The sequence below is a fragment of the Serratia sp. OLAL2 genome, assembly GCF_002752475.1.
GTDB lineage: Bacteria > Pseudomonadota > Gammaproteobacteria > Enterobacterales > Enterobacteriaceae > Serratia > Serratia bockelmannii.
In genome coordinates this window covers 182,232-199,728 of record NZ_MSTL01000016.1, presented here as the reverse complement: position 1 = coordinate 199,728, position 17,497 = coordinate 182,232, and the positions used below count along the sequence as shown (strand labels likewise).

15 protein-coding genes are annotated in these 17,497 nt (G+C 58.5%); 12 read left to right on the top strand and 3 right to left on the bottom strand.

Annotated features, from left to right (window positions below):
- The first annotated feature begins 74 nt into the window (after nucleotides 1–74).
- From tal to BVU99_RS09750, 3 genes are all read left to right on the top strand, one after another.
- On the top strand, nucleotides 75–1,028 hold the full coding sequence (gene tal, locus BVU99_RS09760) for a transaldolase (protein WP_004932982.1): 954 nt from the start codon (nucleotides 75–77) through the stop codon (nucleotides 1,026–1,028).
- A 151-nt stretch (nucleotides 1,029–1,179) separates the two neighbouring features.
- On the top strand, nucleotides 1,180–1,767 hold the full coding sequence (mog, locus tag BVU99_RS09755) for a molybdopterin adenylyltransferase (RefSeq protein ID WP_015376607.1): 588 nt from the start codon (nucleotides 1,180–1,182) through the stop codon (nucleotides 1,765–1,767).
- Nucleotides 1,768–1,891: 124 nt separating this feature from the next.
- Nucleotides 1,892–3,199, top strand: a complete 1,308-nt coding sequence (locus BVU99_RS09750) for an MFS transporter (protein ID WP_049205425.1) — start codon at nucleotides 1,892–1,894, stop codon at nucleotides 3,197–3,199.
- Nucleotides 3,200–3,243: 44 nt separating this feature from the next.
- Here BVU99_RS09750 and satP read toward each other — a convergent pair whose 3' ends face one another.
- The gene (satP, locus tag BVU99_RS09745; protein ID WP_143557846.1) at nucleotides 3,244–3,843 is read right to left on the bottom strand and encodes an acetate uptake transporter; all 600 of its coding nucleotides are present in this window, start codon (nucleotides 3,841–3,843) and stop codon (nucleotides 3,244–3,246) included.
- 324 nt (nucleotides 3,844–4,167) lie between these two features.
- Between satP and dnaK the strand changes: the two genes are divergently transcribed.
- The 4 genes from dnaK to nhaR all read left to right on the top strand — a co-directional run bounded on the left by dnaK (nucleotide 4,168) and on the right by nhaR (nucleotide 9,806).
- Nucleotides 4,168–6,081, top strand: coding sequence for a molecular chaperone DnaK (gene dnaK, locus BVU99_RS09740; RefSeq protein WP_004932972.1), 1,914 nt, complete (start codon nucleotides 4,168–4,170; stop codon nucleotides 6,079–6,081).
- 106 nt (nucleotides 6,082–6,187) lie between these two features.
- On the top strand, nucleotides 6,188–7,312 hold the full coding sequence (gene dnaJ / locus BVU99_RS09735; RefSeq protein ID WP_004932969.1) for a molecular chaperone DnaJ: 1,125 nt from the start codon (nucleotides 6,188–6,190) through the stop codon (nucleotides 7,310–7,312).
- Between the two features lie 235 nt (nucleotides 7,313–7,547).
- Nucleotides 7,548–8,714, top strand: coding sequence for a Na+/H+ antiporter NhaA (nhaA, locus tag BVU99_RS09730; protein WP_025301521.1), 1,167 nt, complete (start codon nucleotides 7,548–7,550; stop codon nucleotides 8,712–8,714).
- Nucleotides 8,715–8,906: 192 nt separating this feature from the next.
- Nucleotides 8,907–9,806: a transcriptional activator NhaR gene (nhaR, locus tag BVU99_RS09725; RefSeq protein ID WP_004932962.1), complete on the top strand. Its 900-nt coding sequence runs from the start codon at nucleotides 8,907–8,909 to the stop codon at nucleotides 9,804–9,806.
- A gap of 71 nt (nucleotides 9,807–9,877) precedes the next feature.
- Here the strand turns inward: nhaR and rpsT are convergent, their stop codons facing one another.
- On the bottom strand, nucleotides 9,878–10,141 hold the full coding sequence (gene rpsT / locus BVU99_RS09720) for a 30S ribosomal protein S20 (protein WP_004932960.1): 264 nt from the start codon (nucleotides 10,139–10,141) through the stop codon (nucleotides 9,878–9,880).
- Nucleotides 10,142–10,531: 390 nt separating this feature from the next.
- Between rpsT and ribF the strand changes: the two genes are divergently transcribed.
- From ribF to ispH, 5 genes are read left to right on the top strand one after another with little or no spacing between them, the layout of a single operon-like run.
- Nucleotides 10,532–11,470, top strand: coding sequence for a bifunctional riboflavin kinase/FAD synthetase (gene ribF / locus BVU99_RS09715; RefSeq protein ID WP_025301522.1), 939 nt, complete (start codon nucleotides 10,532–10,534; stop codon nucleotides 11,468–11,470).
- Nucleotides 11,471–11,502: 32 nt separating this feature from the next.
- The gene (gene ileS, locus BVU99_RS09710) at nucleotides 11,503–14,319 is read left to right on the top strand and encodes an isoleucine--tRNA ligase (protein WP_099816590.1); all 2,817 of its coding nucleotides are present in this window, start codon (nucleotides 11,503–11,505) and stop codon (nucleotides 14,317–14,319) included.
- A 13-nt stretch (nucleotides 14,320–14,332) separates the two neighbouring features.
- Nucleotides 14,333–14,842: a signal peptidase II gene (gene lspA, locus BVU99_RS09705; RefSeq protein ID WP_025301524.1), complete on the top strand. Its 510-nt coding sequence runs from the start codon at nucleotides 14,333–14,335 to the stop codon at nucleotides 14,840–14,842.
- A gap of 1 nt (nucleotide 14,843) precedes the next feature.
- A complete protein-coding gene (fkpB, locus tag BVU99_RS09700) occupies nucleotides 14,844–15,314 on the top strand; it encodes an FKBP-type peptidyl-prolyl cis-trans isomerase (RefSeq protein WP_049272801.1) in 471 nt (156 codons plus the stop codon).
- Nucleotides 15,295–16,248, top strand: coding sequence for a 4-hydroxy-3-methylbut-2-enyl diphosphate reductase (ispH, locus tag BVU99_RS09695; protein WP_025301526.1), 954 nt, complete (start codon nucleotides 15,295–15,297; stop codon nucleotides 16,246–16,248). The genes fkpB and ispH overlap by 20 nt, the downstream gene beginning before the upstream one ends.
- A 272-nt stretch (nucleotides 16,249–16,520) precedes the next feature.
- On the opposite strand, the gene BVU99_RS09690 is transcribed toward ispH, so the two are convergent.
- Nucleotides 16,521–17,426: a LysR family transcriptional regulator gene (locus BVU99_RS09690; protein ID WP_225735560.1), complete on the bottom strand. Its 906-nt coding sequence runs from the start codon at nucleotides 17,424–17,426 to the stop codon at nucleotides 16,521–16,523.
- Between the last annotated feature and the right edge of the window lie 71 nt (nucleotides 17,427–17,497).

The following is a 17,497-nucleotide window of genomic DNA, read 5'->3' as shown; positions in this document are numbered from 1 at the left end:
GCATGTTATTATCAGGGCAGGGCATGGTTGAACAATGCCAAAAGTTCATGCACAAACGATGAGATAATGCCAACATGACCGACAAATTAACTTCCCTGCGCCAGCTGACTACAGTGGTTGCAGATACGGGTGATATCGCGGCAATGAAGCTGTATCAACCGCAGGACGCCACAACCAACCCTTCGCTGATCCTCAATGCAGCCCAAATTCCTGAATACCGCAAACTGATTGACGAAGCCATCGCCTGGGCGCGCGGCCAGAGCAGCGATCGCGAGCAGCAGATCGCCGACGCCGCCGACAAGCTGGCAGTCAACATCGGTCTGGAGATCCTCAAACTGGTTCCGGGCCGCATCTCCACCGAGGTTGACGCGCGTCTGTCTTACGACACCGTTGCCAGCGTGGCCAAGGCCAAGCGCCTGATCAAGCTGTACAACGAAGCCGGCATCAGCAACGATCGCATTCTGATCAAACTGGCCTCGACCTGGCAGGGCATCCGCGCGGCGGAGCAGTTGGAGAAAGAAGGCATCAACTGTAACCTGACGCTGCTGTTCTCCTTCGCTCAGGCTCGCGCCTGTGCCGAAGCCGGCGTTTACCTGATCTCGCCGTTCGTTGGCCGTATCCTCGACTGGTACAAAGCCAACGGCGACAAGAAAGAGTTCGCCCCGCATGAAGATCCGGGCGTGATCTCCGTGACCGAAATTTACCAGTACTACAAACAGCACGGTTACAACACTGTGGTGATGGGCGCCAGCTTCCGTAACGTCGGCGAAATCATCGAACTGGCCGGCTGCGACCGCCTGACCATCGCGCCTGCGCTGCTGAAAGAGCTGGCGGAGAGCGAAGGCGCGCTGGAGCGCAAACTGTCTTACACCGGTGAAGTGAAGGCGCGTCCTGCCGCACTGACCGAACCTGAGTTCTACTGGCAGCACAACCAGGATCCGATGGCGGTTGAGAAACTGACCGACGGCATCCGCAAGTTCGCCGTAGACCAGGGTAAACTGGAAAAAATGATCGCCGACCTGCTGTAATTCCTGCAGATCGCGCAGCAAAAAGGTGGCTCAGGCCACCTTTTTTTATGCCCGACGCTCCCGCCGGCGGGGGAAGCCCTTATACTCTCGGCAATGACAACAGAACGGGAGACGAACCCGTTCGGACCCCATCAGGCTGTAGAGGTTACGCATGGATATTTTACGTATTGGTTTGGTTTCCGTTTCTGACCGCGCTTCCGGCGGCGTTTACCAGGATAAAGGCATTCCGGCGCTGGAGGAGTGGCTGGCCGGCGCGCTGGCGACGCCGTTCAAGCTGGAAACCCGGCTGATCCCCGATGAGCAGACGCAAATTGAACAAACGCTGTGTGAGCTGGTGGACGAAATGGGCTGCCATCTGGTGCTGACCACCGGCGGCACCGGGCCGGCGCGTCGCGACGTCACCCCCGACGCCACGCTGGCGATCGCCGATCGCGTGATGCCCGGCTTCGGCGAGCAAATGCGTCAGATCAGCCTACACTATGTGCCAACGGCAATTCTTTCTCGCCAGGTGGGAGCGATCCGCAAGCAGGCGCTGATCATCAACTTGCCCGGCCAACCGAAGTCGATCAAAGAAACGCTGGAAGGGGTAAAGGATGAGCAGGGCAATGCGGTGGTGCACGGCATCTTCGCCAGCGTGCCTTATTGCATTCAACTGCTCGACGGGCCTTACGTCGAAACGCACGCCGCGGTGGTAGCAGCATTTCGCCCAAAGAGCGCGCGTCGCGAGATAAACCTCTAAATTTCAGCGTTCTGCGAGATCGGCTTCAGCCCGTCTGGTGTGAAAATAATTTGCCGTTATAGTAAGGATTCTTTTACAGAAAGCCTGCGGCTTTTATTTTTACAGCCTTTACCGACGGTGCCCTATGCCTCACGACAATAATCGCCGGCTGAACCGGCAAGACTACAAAACGCTGACGTTGGCCGCGTTGGGCGGCGCGCTGGAGTTTTACGACTTCATCATCTTCGTGTTCTTCGCCGCCGTGGTCGGCGATCTGTTCTTCCCGGCGGACATGCCGGAGTGGCTGCGGCTGGTGCAAACCTTCGGCATCTTCGCCGCCGGCTATCTTGCCCGCCCGCTGGGCGGCATCGTGATGGCGCACTTCGGCGATCTGGTCGGCCGCAAAAAGATGTTTACCCTGAGCATTCTGCTGATGGCGTTGCCGACGCTGGCGATGGGTCTGCTGCCGACCTACGCCAGCATCGGCATCGCCGCGCCGCTGCTGCTGCTGTTGATGCGCGTGCTGCAAGGCGCGGCGATCGGCGGTGAGGTGCCGGGCGCCTGGGTCTTCGTCGCCGAACACGTGCCGCGCCGGCGCATCGGCTTCGCCTGCGGCACGCTGACCGCCGGGTTGACGGTAGGCATCTTGCTGGGTTCGGTGGTGGCGACGGTGATCAATACCACGCTTAGCCCGCAGAGCATCGCCGGCGGCGGCTGGCGTATTCCTTTCCTGTTGGGTGGCATGTTCGGCTTGGTGGCGATGTACCTGCGCCGCTGGCTGCAGGAAACGCCAATCTTTATCGAGATGCAGGCGCGTAAAGCGCTGGCCGAAGAGCTGCCGCTGAAATCGGTGGTGCTCAATCACAAACGGGAAGTGGTGGTGTCGATGCTGCTGACCTGGCTGCTCTCTGCGGGTATCGTGGTGGTGATCCTGATGACCCCAACCTATCTGCAAAAACAGTTCGCAATTGCGCCGGCTTTGACGCTGCAGGCCAACAGTATCGCCACCATCATGCTGATCGCCGGCTGCATTGTCGCCGGTTTGTCGGCCGATCGCTTCGGCGCCAGCAAAACGCTGGTGGTCGGCAGTGTGCTGCTGGCCGGCTGCAGCTGGCTGTTCTATCAAACGGTGGGCGTGCGCCCGGAAATGTTGTTCGCCTGCTATGCGCTGGTGGGCTTCAGCGTAGGCGTGGTGGGGGCCGTGCCGTATGTGATGGTGCGGGCCTTCCCGGCGGAAGTGCGGTTTACCGGCATCTCGTTCTCATATAACGTCTCGTACGCTATTTTTGGCGGTTTAACCCCTATTTTTGTGACGCTGATCATGAAATTGACCCCGTTAGCGCCCGCTTACTATGTGCTGGCGCTGTCGCTCATCGGGCTGCTGCTCGGCGTCTACCTGCATCGCGACCTGAACAGCGAAGCCGGCGAGCGGCGAGCCGATTCCTACAGCTAAAAAAAAGCCCTGCACTGCAGGGCTTTTTCGTCAGGGAAGGGCGATTACGCCGTGACCGGCGAGGCCGCGACGCGGGCCGGGGCCGGTTCGCCAATCGGCAGCACGGTGCGGTCGTATTGCTCGTTGAGCACTTCGGCCATCGCCAGGTAAATGGCGCTGGCGCCGCAGATGATGCCCTCATAACCGGCGAAGGTCAGCAGTGCGTGGTTGCCGGTGATATTGCCGACGGCCAGCAAGGCGAACAGCAGCGTGAGGCTGGCGAACACGAACTGCAGCACGCGGTTGGCGGCCAGGGTGCCGAAGAACATGAACAGGGTGAAGACGCCCCACAGCGCCAGGTAGATGCCCAGCACGTGCGCCTCGGTGGCTTCAGCCAGGCCCAGACGCGGCAGCAGCAGCAGGCCGACCAGGCTCAGCCAGAAGCTGCCGTAGGCGGTGAATGCGGTCATGCCGAAGGTGTTGCCCTTCTTGTACTCCAGCAGGCCGGCCAGGATCTGGGCCAGGCCACCGAAGAAAATCCCCATGCTGATGATGGCGGAGTTCAGTGGGAAAAAGCCCGCGTTGTGCAGGTTCAGCAAGACGGTGGTCATCCCGAAGCCCATCAGGCCGAGAGGGCCGGGATTCGCCAACTTGTTGGTGTGCATAAGTCCTCTGCGATAACAGAAAATTAACGGAAACAGCGAAGTAAAATCATAAATGGTCTGAATGGCCAAAAAATCGAAGTTTTCCATCAGAGCGCGCGCATCATAATGATCCCCGCAGCCGGAAACAATGATCTGAATGACGATAAAAAAAGAAATTTTTTTTGCCTTGCCCCTTGATGCCGAGCTGGATGGCCCCATCTTATTTGCAACCGCAGCTGCTAACCGCGGGTCGCACTGAGATATCGGGCAGTTGAAAAGCAAAAAATCGCCCGCATATAGGTTAGCAACCTGACTGATTATGAATTTTTTAGTGGAGACGTTTAGATGGGCAAAATTATTGGTATCGACCTGGGTACTACCAACTCTTGCGTAGCAATTATGGATGGTGCCAAGGCACGCGTGCTGGAAAACGCCGAGGGCGACCGCACCACTCCTTCTATTATCGCATATACCCAGGACGGTGAAACTCTGGTTGGCCAGCCGGCTAAGCGTCAGGCAGTGACCAACCCTGAAAACACCCTGTTCGCCATCAAGCGCCTGATCGGTCGCCGCTTCCAGGATGAAGAAGCGCAGCGCGACAAAGCGATCATGCCGTACAAAATCGTCGAAGCCGACAATGGCGACGCCTGGCTGGAAGTGAAAGGCCAGAAAATGGCTCCGCCGCAGATCTCTGCGGAAGTGCTGAAAAAAATGAAGAAAACGGCGGAAGATTACCTGGGCGAACCGGTAACTGAAGCGGTTATCACCGTGCCGGCTTACTTCAACGACGCCCAGCGTCAGGCGACCAAAGACGCCGGCCGCATCGCGGGTCTGGAAGTCAAACGTATCATCAACGAACCGACCGCTGCGGCCCTGGCCTACGGCCTGGACAAAGAAGTCGGCAACCGCACCATCGCGGTTTATGACCTGGGCGGCGGTACTTTCGATATCTCTATCATCGAAATCGACGACGTTGACGGCGAAAAAACCTTTGAAGTGCTGGCGACCAACGGTGACACCCACCTGGGTGGCGAAGACTTCGACAGCCGTCTGATCAACTACCTGGTGGAAGAGTTCAAGAAAGATCAGGGTATCGATCTGCGCAACGATCCGCTGGCGATGCAGCGCCTGAAAGAAGCCGCTGAGAAAGCGAAGATTGAACTGTCTTCCGCTCAGCAGACCGACGTTAACCTGCCGTACATCACTGCAGACGCGACCGGTCCAAAACACATGAACATCAAAGTGACTCGCGCCAAACTCGAGTCTCTGGTTGAAGATCTGGTTGCGCGTTCTATCGAGCCGCTGAAAGTGGCGCTGAAAGACGCAGGCCTGTCGGTTTCCGACATCCAGGACGTGATCCTGGTGGGCGGCCAGACCCGTATGCCAATGGTGCAGAAGAAAGTCGCAGACTTCTTCGGCAAAGAACCGCGTAAAGACGTGAACCCGGACGAAGCGGTTGCCGTAGGCGCTGCGGTACAGGGCGGCGTGTTGGCCGGTGATGTGAAGGACGTTCTGCTGCTGGACGTGACCCCGCTGTCGCTGGGTATCGAAACCATGGGCAGCGTGATGACGCCGCTGATCACCAAAAACACCACGATCCCGACCAAGCACAGCCAGGTGTTCTCTACTGCGGAAGACAACCAGTCTGCAGTAACCATCCACGTGCTGCAGGGTGAGCGTAAGCGCGCCAGCGATAACAAATCTCTGGGCCAGTTCAACCTGGACGGCATCCAGGCGGCACCGCGCGGCATGGCGCAGATCGAAGTGACCTTCGATATCGATGCCGACGGCATCCTGCACGTGTCTGCCAAAGACAAGAACACCGGTCGTGAGCAGAAGATCACCATCAAGGCATCTTCTGGCCTGAACGAAGACGAAATCCAGAAAATGGTGCGCGATGCCGAGCTGAACGCTGAAGCTGACCGCAAGTTCGAAGAGCTGGTACAGACGCGTAACCAGGCGGATCACCTGATCCACGGTACTCGCAAGCAGCTGGAAGAAGCGGGTGACAAACTGCCGGCGGAAGATAAAACGGCGATCGAAGCGGCGCTGAAAGATCTGGAAGCGGCGGTGAAAGGCGAAGATAAAGCCGAGATCGAAGCGAAGACTCAGGCGCTGGTGCAGGTTTCCGGCAAGCTGCTGGAAATGGCTCAGGCGCAGCAGGCTCAGCAGGGTGCTGACGCCGGCGCGGACAACGCGGCGCAGAAAGACGACGACGTGGTTGACGCTGAGTTCGAAGAAGTTAAAGACAAAAAATAATCGCCCTTAAGCGGGCACGGGGCGGCCGAGATGCCGCTACCGGAAACCAGCACGGGCGTCGAGGCAACTCTGCGCCCGTGCACGCATGTTAAGGGTAAGCGAAAGAATGGCGAAGAAAGACTATTACGAGATTCTCGGCGTCAGCAAGACGGCGGATGAACGTGAGATCAAAAAGGCGTATAAACGCCTGGCGATGAAATACCATCCTGACCGCAACCAGGAACAAGACGCCGAAACCAAGTTTAAAGAAGTTAAAGAAGCTTACGAAGTCCTGACCGACGACCAGAAACGCGCGGCCTACGACCAGTATGGCCACGCGGCCTTTGAACAGGGCGGCATGGGCGGCGGCGGCTTTGGCGGCGGTGCCGACTTCAGCGATATCTTTGGCGACGTGTTTGGCGATATCTTCGGCGGAGGCCGCCGTCAGCGCGCCAGCCGCGGTTCTGATCTGCGCTATAACATGGAGCTGACCCTCGAGGAAGCGGTACGTGGCGTCACCAAAGAGATCCGCATCCCGACGCTGGAAGAGTGCGACGTCTGCCACGGCAGCGGCGCCAAGCCGGGCAGTTCACCGGTCACCTGCCCAACCTGTCACGGTCAAGGCCAGGTGCAAATGCGTCAGGGCTTCTTCACCGTGCAGCAGGCGTGTCCACACTGCCATGGCCGCGGCCAGATCATCAAAGATCCGTGCAACAAGTGCCACGGCCACGGCCGGGTTGAGAAATCCAAAACGCTGTCGGTGAAAATTCCGGCCGGCGTCGATACTGGCGACCGCATCCGCCTGGCGGGTGAAGGCGAAGCCGGCGAGCACGGCGCACCGGCGGGCGATCTGTACGTTCAGGTGCAGGTGAAGGCGCACCCGATCTTCGAGCGTGAAGGCAACAACCTGTACTGTGAAGTGCCGATCAACTTCGCCATGGCGGCGCTGGGCGGCGAGATTGAAGTGCCGACGCTGGATGGCCGGGTGAAACTGAAGGTGCCTTCGGAGACCCAAACCGGCAAGCTGTTCCGCATGCGCGGCAAGGGTGTGAAATCGGTGCGTGGCGGCAGCCAGGGCGACCTGCTGTGCCGCGTAGTGGTGGAAACACCGGTCAATCTGAACGACAAGCAGAAGCAACTGCTGCGTGAGCTGGAAGAGAGCCTGGGCGGCCCATCCGGCGACAAGAACAGCCCGCGCTCGAAGAGCTTCTTCGACGGGGTGAAAAAGTTCTTTGACGATCTGACTCGCTAACCTTCTGTTTCTGTTGGTTTATGTTAGAACCCCGGGCATTTGCCCGGGGTTTTTATTTGCGTGCTACAACGCTCATTCCCTAAGAATAATGTGATTTACTCGTGCTTTTGATCGGTTTTTTCGAGTTATTTAGCATTTATAAACTTATTTTTTCGAACTAAAACGCCCTCTATACTCACTTCATGACTGTGGTTCGCAGGGCGCTACGTCCTGCACAGATTTGGAGAGACGTACTGTGACCAACATCATTCGTCAATTTTTACGTCAGGAAGCCGCGGGCGGCATCATTCTGATCGCGGCGGCGATCGTCGCCCTGATCATGGCCAACAGCCCGGCGCAGGGGATCTATCAGGCATTTCTTAACCTGCCGGTGATGGTGAAAATTGCTTCGCTGGAGATCGCCAAGCCGCTGCTGCTGTGGATCAACGACGGCCTGATGGCCATCTTCTTCCTGGTGGTGGGGCTCGAGGTCAAGCGCGAGCTGATGCAAGGCTCGCTGTCCGGGCGTGACAAGGCGGTGTTTCCGGCGATCGCCGCACTGGGCGGCATGCTGGCGCCGGCGCTGATTTACCTGTTATTCAACGGCGCGGATGAAGTCACTCGCCAGGGGTGGGCAATCCCGGCCGCGACCGATATCGCCTTCGCGCTGGGCGTAATGGCGCTGCTGGGCAACCGCGTGCCGACCAGCCTGAAAGTATTCCTGCTGGCGTTGGCGATCATCGATGACCTGGGCGTGATTATCATCATCGCGCTGTTCTACACCCACGAAGTGTCGATGGTGGCGCTGGGCGTGGCAGCGGCGGCGACGGTGCTGCTGGCGGTGATGAACTGGCGTGGCGTGGGAAAAACCTCGCTGTATATGATGGTTGGCCTGGTGTTGTGGGTGGCGATCCTCAAGTCCGGGGTGCACGCGACGTTGGCCGGGGTGATCGTCGGCTTTATGATCCCGCTGAACGTCAAGAAGGGGCCATCGCCATCGGAAACGCTGGAGCATGAGCTGCACCCGTGGGTCGCGTTTATGATCCTGCCGCTGTTCGCTTTCGCTAACGCCGGGGTCTCTTTGCAGGGCGTATCGCTGGAAGGATTGACGTCGCTGCTGCCGGTCGGGATTGCGGCTGGCTTGTTTATCGGTAAGCCGCTGGGGATTTTCCTCTTCAGCCTGCTGGCGGTGAAAATGGGCATCGCCCGTTTGCCTGAAGGCATCGGCTTCAAACAGGTATTTGCCGTTTCGGTGCTTTGCGGTATTGGTTTCACCATGTCGATTTTTATCGCCTCGCTGGCGTTCGGCGAGGCGGATATGGCGCTCAGCACCTATTCCCGTCTGGGGATCCTGTTGGGCTCGACGGCTGCGGCGGTGGTAGGGTATGGATTGCTGCGTCTGGCGTTGCCGCGCGTACGTTAATCCTGAATGTGCCCGGTAAGGGCACATAATAAAATGGCTGGTCGGAGCTGTACGGTATAAAATATGTGCAGCTTCGGCCGTTCTTCGTTGGGACTAATGGGGCTATACGTTGTCTGAAGCAGGGAAAGGAAGTTTGTCGCTCGTCACGGCACACCGTTTGCCGCTGCGAAACGTTGTTAAGGAGAGCCGCTCGTGAGGATGTCGCATATCAACTTTAATCACCTTTACTATTTCTGGCAGGTCTGCAAGGCCGGTTCCGTGGTCGGCGCCGCTGAAGCGTTGTTTCTGACGCCGCAGACCATCACCGGCCAGATCAAGGCGCTGGAAGAGCGGTTGGACGGCAAGCTGTTCAAACGCCAGGGGCGCGGGTTGGTGCCTTCGGAGCTGGGGCAGTTGGTGTTCCGCTATGCTGACAAGATGTTTATGCTCAGCCAGGAAATGCTGGATATCGTCAACTATCGCAAAGAGTCGAATCTGCTGTTCGACGTCGGCGTGGCGGACGCGCTGTCGAAGCGCCTGGTCAGCCAGGTGTTGGAAACGGCGGTGGTGGTGGACAACGAACAGATCCACCTGCGTTGTTTTGAATCGACGCACGAGATGCTGCTGGAGCAGCTCAGCCAGCACAAGCTGGATATGATCCTGTCGGATTGCCCGGTGGACTCCAGCCAGCAGGAAGGGCTGTTCTCGCTGAAGCTGGGCGAGTGCGGCATCAGCTTCTTCTGTCGCCAGCCGGCGCCGGAGTTGCCGTTCCCGGCCTGCCTGGAGCAGCGCAAGTTGCTGATCCCCGGCCGCCGTTCGATGCTGGGGCGCAAACTGCTCAACTGGTTCAATACGCAGGGCATCCAGGTGGAGATTCTGGGCGAGTTCGACGATGCGGCGCTGATGAAGGCTTTCGGCATGTACCACAACGCGATCTTCGTAGCGCCGACGCTGTATGCGCAGGATACCTACAACGATGATAACGTGGTGGAGATTGGACGTATAGACAGCGTGCAGGAAGAGTATTACATCATCTTCGCCGAGCGCATGATCCAGCATCCGGCGGTGCAGCGCGTCTGCAACAAAGACTTCTCGGCGCTGTTTTCCTGCTAGCGGTTCACTGAACGCAGGGCGTAAAAAAACCGGCCTGAGCCGGTTTTTTTATCAAGCAGATAACGAAATGCTTACTGCATTGCGTTGATGCGTGCAGTCAGGTTTGACTTATGACGCGCTGCTTTGTTTTTGTGGATCAGGCCTTTAGCTGCCTGACGGTCCACCAGTGGCTGCATTACCAGGAATGCATTTTGTGCTGCTTCTTTGTCGCCAGCTGCGATAGCTGCGTCTACCTTCTTGATGAAGGTACGCACCATTGAGCGACGGCTTGCGTTATGCTTGCGGCGTTTCTCAGACTGTACGGCGCGTTTCTTAGCTGATTTGATATTAGCCAAGGTCCAACTCCCAAATATATTCTATTGAGGACAATTCAAAGGCCGAGGAATATGCCCTTTTAGCCTTCGTTTGTCAATGGATTTGTGCAAATAAGCGCCGTTTGTACAGGCGGCACTCGCTACGTTGTGATGGCGCAGGATTTTACCAGCTTCGCTCTTGGGAATACAGTGTTTCGCGAGAAAATTCGCCAATGTTTTGCCGCGGCGGACGCAAGCCGTTGGCCGCGGTCGAGAATCGGCCCGGTGGCGCCGGATAAACTGCGGCGAAGCCGTTTCACGCGCAGATTATCTCCGGTATGGTATGTCTATTACATAAAGGCACCAATCGCGGGTTAACCTTACCGGCTGTACAAGGTATAATCCGCCGATTTCCACTGTTTTGAGCCAGCTATGGAGCTAATTCGCGGCATTCACAATATCCGGGCGCGCCACCATGGTTGCGTGCTCACCATCGGCAACTTCGACGGCGTACATCGCGGTCATCAGGCGTTGCTGGAGCAGTTGAAGCAACAAGGGCAACGCCTCGGGCTGCCGGTGATGGTCATGATCTTTGAGCCGCAGCCGCTGGAGATGTTCGCCGCAGACAAGGCGCCGGCCCGTTTGACGCGCCTGCGCGACAAGGCCAACTACCTGGCGCAGGCGGGCGTCGATTACCTGCTGTGCGTCAAGTTCGATCCGCGTTTCGCCGCCAACACCGCGCAGGCGTTCGTCGCCGAGCTGCTGGTGGAAAAACTGGGCGTCAAATTCCTGATGGTGGGGGATGATTTTCGCTTTGGCGCCGGGCGTCAGGGCGATTTTCCGCTATTGCAGCAGGCCGGAAAAGAGTACGGCTTCGACGTGGTCAGTACCCCGACCTTCCGCGAAGGCGAGCGGCGCATCAGCAGCACCGCGATCCGCACCGCGCTGAGCGAGGACGATCTGCCGCTGGCAGAGACCCTGCTGGGCCACCCGTACAGCATCTCCGGGCGCGTGGTGCACGGCGATGAGCTGGGCCGCACCATCGGCTTCCCGACCGCCAACCTGCCGCTCAAGCGCCTGGTGGCGCCGGTGAAAGGGGTGTATGCGGTGGAGGTGTACGGCCTGGGGCCGCAGCCGCTGCCGGGCGTGGCCAACATCGGCACGCGTCCGACCGTCGCCGGCGTGCGCCAGCAGCTGGAAGTGCATCTGCTGGATGTCACAATGGATCTTTACGGGCGCCATATTGAGGTGGTGCTCCGCGCAAAATTGCGCAATGAACAACGGTTTGCTTCGCTCGATGCCCTGAAGCAGCAAATCGCCAATGATGTGGTGACGGCCCGGAAGTTCTTCGGGCTACAGACACCGGTTTAATCTCTATAGCCGAAAACGGAACCGAGAATCTAATGAGTGACTACAAGAATACCCTGAACTTGCCGGAAACAGGGTTCCCGATGCGCGGCGATCTCGCCAAGCGCGAACCTGGCATGCTGCAACGTTGGTATGAACAGGATCTGTACGGGATTATTCGTACTGCCAAAAAGGGCAAAAAAACCTTCATTTTGCATGACGGCCCTCCGTATGCGAACGGCAGCATTCACATTGGTCACTCGGTTAACAAGATTCTCAAAGACATTATCATCAAGTCGAAAGGGATGGCCGGCTTCGACTCGCCTTATGTGCCGGGTTGGGATTGCCACGGCCTGCCGATCGAACTGAAGGTGGAACAGCTGTACGGCAAACCGGGCGAGAAGCTGACGGCGGCCGAGTTCCGCCAGAAGTGCCGCGAGTACGCGGCCGAGCAGGTTGAAGGTCAGAAGAAGGACTTCATCCGCCTGGGCGTGCTGGGCGACTGGGATCGTCCCTACCTGACCATGGATTTCAAAACCGAAGCTAACATTATCCGCGCGCTGGGCAAGATCATCAGCAACGGCCACCTGCTGAAAGGCGCCAAGCCGGTTCACTGGTGCACCGACTGCGGCTCATCGCTGGCGGAAGCGGAAGTGGAGTACTACGACAAGACTTCGCCGTCGATCGACGTGACCTTCCATGCGGCCGACGCGGCTGCCGTGGCGGCCAAGTTTGGCGTGAGCCACTTCAACGGCGCCATCTCGCTGGTTATCTGGACCACCACCCCGTGGACCCTGCCGGCCAACCGGGCGATCTCGCTGCACCCGGACTTCACCTATCAACTGGTGCAGGTTGACGGCCAGTGCCTGATCCTGGTGGCCGAACTGGTGGAAAGCGTGATGAAACGCGCCGGCATCACCGAGTGGACGGTGCTGGGCAGCTGCAAAGGCGCCGATCTGGAGCTGTTGCGCTTCAAACATCCGTTCATGGACTTCGACGTGCCAGCGATCCTCGGCGAGCACGTGACGCTGGACGCCGGTACCGGTGCGGTGCACACCGCGCCAGGCCACGGCCCGGACGACTTCGTGATCGGCCAGAAATACGGCCTGGAAGTGGCCAACCCGGTAGGGCCGAACGGCTGCTACCTGACCGGCACTTACCCGCTACTGGACGGCAAGTTTGTTTTCAAGGCTAACGATCTGATCGTCGATCTGCTGCGTGACAAAGGCGCGTTGCTGCACGTCGAGAAGTTCCTGCACAGCTATCCGTGCTGTTGGCGCCACAAGACGCCAATCATCTTCCGCGCCACGCCGCAATGGTTCATCAGCATGGATCAGAAAGGCCTGCGTCAGCAGTCGCTGGAAGAGATCAAGGGCGTGCAGTGGATCCCGGATTGGGGCCAGGCGCGCATCGAAATGATGGTGGCCAACCGCCCGGACTGGTGCATCTCGCGTCAGCGCACCTGGGGCGTACCGATGTCGCTGTTCGTGCACAAAGAGACCGAGCAGCTGCACCCGCGCACCGTTGAGCTGATGGAAGAAGTGGCCAAGCGCGTCGAGCAAGACGGCATTCAGGCCTGGTGGGATCTGGACGCGGCCGACATCCTCGGCGCGGAAGCCGCCGACTACGTGAAAGTGCCGGATACGCTGGACGTGTGGTTCGATTCCGGTTCTACCCACGCCTCTGTTGTCGATGTGCGCCCTGAATTCATCGGCCACGGCGCCGACATGTATCTGGAGGGCTCCGACCAACACCGCGGCTGGTTCATGTCATCGCTGATGATCTCCACCGCGATGAAGGGCAAGGCGCCTTACAAGGAAGTGCTGACTCACGGCTTCACCGTCGACGGCCAGGGCCGCAAGATGTCCAAGTCGATCGGCAACACCGTCAGCCCGCAGGACGTGATGAACAAGCTCGGCGGCGACATTCTGCGTCTGTGGGTGGCGTCGACCGATTACACCGGCGAGATCGCGGTATCCGACGAGATCCTCAAGCGTTCCGCCGACTCTTACCGCCGCATCCGCAACACCGCGCGCTTCCTGCTGGCCAACCTGAACGGGTTCGAGCCGAGCACCGACTGCGTGGCGCCTGAAGACATGGTGGTGCTGGATCGCTGGGCGGTCGGCCGCGCGCTGGCGGCGCAGCAGGATATCGAACAGGCTTACGCCAACTACGATTTCCATGAAGTGGTGCAGCGTCTGATGCAGTTCTGTTCGGTCGAGATGGGCTCCTTCTACCTGGATATCATCAAGGATCGCCAGTACACCGCCAAGAGCGACAGCGTCGCCCGCCGCAGCTGCCAGACCGCGCTGTATCACATCGTGGAAGCGCTGGTGCGCTGGATGGCGCCGATCATGTCGTTCACCGCAGACGAGATCTGGGGCTTCATGCCGGGCAAACGCGCGCAGTACGTGTTCACCGAAGAGTGGTACGACGGCCTGTTCGGGCTGGCGGAAGGCGAGCCGATGAACGACGCTTTCTGGGCTGAGCTGCTGAAAGTGCGCGGCGAAGTGAACAAGGTGCTGGAGCAGGCGCGTGCCGACAAACGCCTCGGTGGTTCGCTGGAAGCGGCGGTGACGCTGTATGCCGACAGCGAGCTAGCGGCTCGCCTGAACAGCCTGCAGGATGAGCTACGCTTTGTGCTGCTGACCTCCGCGGCAAGCGTTGCGCCATTGGCGGATGCGCCGGCCGACGCGCAGGCCTCCGAGCTGCTGAAAGGGCTGAAGATCGCCTTCAGCACGGCGCCAGGTGAGAAGTGCCCGCGCTGCTGGCATTACACCACCGATATCGGTCTGGTGGCGGAGCACGCAGACATCTGCGGCCGCTGTGTGAGCAACGTCGCCGGTGACGGCGAGAAGCGTAACTTTGCCTGAGAACTCGCGCCTGATGAGTAAACCAATTTGTTCGACCGGCCTGCGTTGGCTGTGGGTTGTAGTGGCGGTGCTGGCGCTGGATTTCGGCAGCAAGCAGTGGATCCTCGCTAACTTTACGCTGGGCCAGTCCCAGCCGTTGATCCCGTCGTTCAACCTGTTTTACGCGCGCAACTACGGCGCTGCGTTCAGCTTCCTGGCCGATCACGGCGGTTGGCAGCGCTGGTTCTTCGCCGGCATCGCCATCGCCATCGTCGCGGTGCTGCTGGTGATGATGTACCGCAGCGCGGCGCAGCAGAAGCTGAACAACATCGCCTACGCCTTCATCATCGGTGGGGCGTTGGGCAACCTGTTCGATCGCCTGTGGCACGGTTTTGTGGTCGATTTCATCGACTTCTACGTCGGTGACTGGCACTACCCGACCTTCAATCTGGCGGACAGCTTTATCTGCGTGGGTGCGGCGATGATCGTGCTGGAAGGTTTCCTGTCGCCGGCGAACAAAGGCGCAAAGAGTAAAGGTGAGTAATATGACGGCTCAGGTTATCAGTGACAGCGCAGTGCTGGTTCACTTTACGCTGAAACTGGAAGACGGTTCTACCGCCGAATCTACCCGCAGCAGCGGCAAACCGGCGCTGTTCCGTCTGGGTGACGGCAGCCTGTCGGCGCCGCTGGAAGCGCAACTGCTCGGCCTGCGAGCGGGCGACAAGTGTGCCTTTACCCTGCAGCCGGAAGCGGCGTTCGGCGCGGAGAACCCGGATCTGGTCCAGTTCTTCTCGCGCCGCGACTTCGCGGAAACCGGCGTGCCGGACGTGGGTACCATCATGCTGTTTACCGCCATCGACGGCAGCGAAATGCCGGGCGTGGTGCGCGCGGTGGCGGAGGATTCAATCACCGTCGATTTCAACCATCCGCTGGCGGGCCATCCGGTGACCTTCGACATTGAAGTGCTGGAGATCGATCCGCAGCAGGAGGAGACGCATGCAAATATTGCTGGCTAACCCGCGTGGCTTCTGCGCCGGGGTTGATCGTGCGATCAGCATCGTGGAACGTGCGCTGGAGCTGTATGGCGCGCCGATCTACGTACGGCATGAAGTGGTGCACAACCGCTACGTGGTTGACAGCCTGCGTGAGCGGGGCGCCGTGTTTATCGAAGAGATCGCCGAAGTGCCGGACGGTTCTATCCTGATCTTCTCGGCGCACGGCGTGTCTCAGGCGGTACGCGCCGAAGCCAAGGCGCGCGATCTGACCATGTTGTTCGACGCCACTTGCCCATTGGTGACCAAGGTGCATATGGAAGTGGCGCGCGCCAGCCGCCGCGGCACCGAAGCGATTCTGATTGGCCATGCCGGTCATCCGGAGGTGGAAGGCACCATGGGCCAGTACAGCAACCCGAAGGGCGGCATGTACCTGGTCGAATCGCCGGAAGACGTGTGGAAGCTGCAGGTGAAAGACGAAAGCAATCTGTGCTTCATGACGCAGACCACGCTGTCGGTTGATGATACCTCGGACGTGATTGACGCGCTGCGTCAGCGCTTCCCGAGCATTATCGGTCCGCGTAAGGATGACATTTGCTACGCCACCACCAACCGTCAGGAAGCGGTGCGTAACCTGGCAGGCGATGCGGATGTGGTGCTGGTGGTGGGGTCAAAGAACTCTTCCAACTCTAACCGTCTGGCTGAACTGGCGCAGCGCGTGGGCAAACCGGCTTATCTGATCGATTCGGCGGCGGATATTCAGGAGAGCTGGCTGAGCGAAGCGCGCAATATCGGCGTTACCGCCGGCGCCTCGGCACCGGACGTGCTGGTGCAGGAGGTGATTTCTCGCCTGAAAGCGCTGGGCGGCCTGGACGTGCATGAAATCAGCGGGCGTGAAGAGAACATCGTGTTTGAAGTGCCTAAAGAGCTGCGGGTGGACGTTCGTCAGATTGACTGACATGCGCCGGCGGATGACTGCGGGGAGCTTAGGCTTCCCGTTTTTTTTGGAATCGTGCCGCGTTAAAAATAACATGCCATGCATATTCAAATTTTCTGCTAACTAAAGTCAAATTTATTCTGAGTATTTGAAATAACGGCGGTGTATTTAATTATAAAGGCTGGCGAAAAGTCATTAATCAGAATATCATTAGGCTGCAATCTAAATGAGGCCCGGTGTTGGCAAAGTGATTACAATAATTACAATAATGGATGTTGCAGATGTTTCTTATTTTATTCCTGTCGAATATGTTCTACGGCCGTTAATCCCTTCTCCTGCAAATAGAGTTTCATATGTTCCAGCAACCGTCTGACTTTTAATGGCTGGATCTCCCTGCGCGGCATAATGGCATAGCAATTAATTTCCGGTAACCGCCAATCAGGCAATATTTCAATCAGCTCACCGCTGCGCAATTCACGTTCAACGTTGGCGAAGAAATTGCGAATGATCCCCTTGCCGGTCAGCGCCAACTCTTTCATCGCCATACCGCTGTTGGTGAACAAACGCCCCGTCATACGCATGCGGTGTTCGCCGCCGTCGCGATGGATAAGACGGACAAACTGCGGGTTGCCGAGCGGTGTAAAGGTGACCCAGTGGTGATGGCTCAGCGCCTGCGGTGAATCCGGCACGCCGTGGTGTGCCAGGTAGGCCGGTGAGGCGCATAACACTTCACGGCAGCGCGCCAGCCGCGTGGAAACGTAGCTGGAGTCGGCCAGCACGCCGCCACGTATCGCCAGATCGATGCGTTGCGTGATGAGGTCTATCTTCTCATCGTGGATTTCCAGTCGCAGCGTAAGCTGCGGGTGTTCATCGAGGAAGCTTTGCAGCGCCGGCACCAGATAGTGGGTGGCGAATTCAGTGGAGGTGGCGACACGCAGTTCGCCGACCAGCTCGCCACGCAGCGCGGCGATCCGTTGTTGGCCACGTTCGGCTGCGTGGATCATCAGCAGGCAATCTTCATAAAAACACAATCCTGCTTCGGTCAGACTCAATGAACGCGTCGATCGCAACAGTAATTGAATGCCCAGATGTTCCTCCAGCTGGCGAATATGTTGGCTGACGGCGGAGGTCGTCATGCCCAATTCTTTTGCCGCCATGCTGAATGCGCCGCAATCGACCACTTTTGAGAAAATGGCCATGCGTTTTAAAATATTGCTCATAGTTTGTTAAGCACAACTTAACCAAGATTGTGAATTATACGGGCTAATAA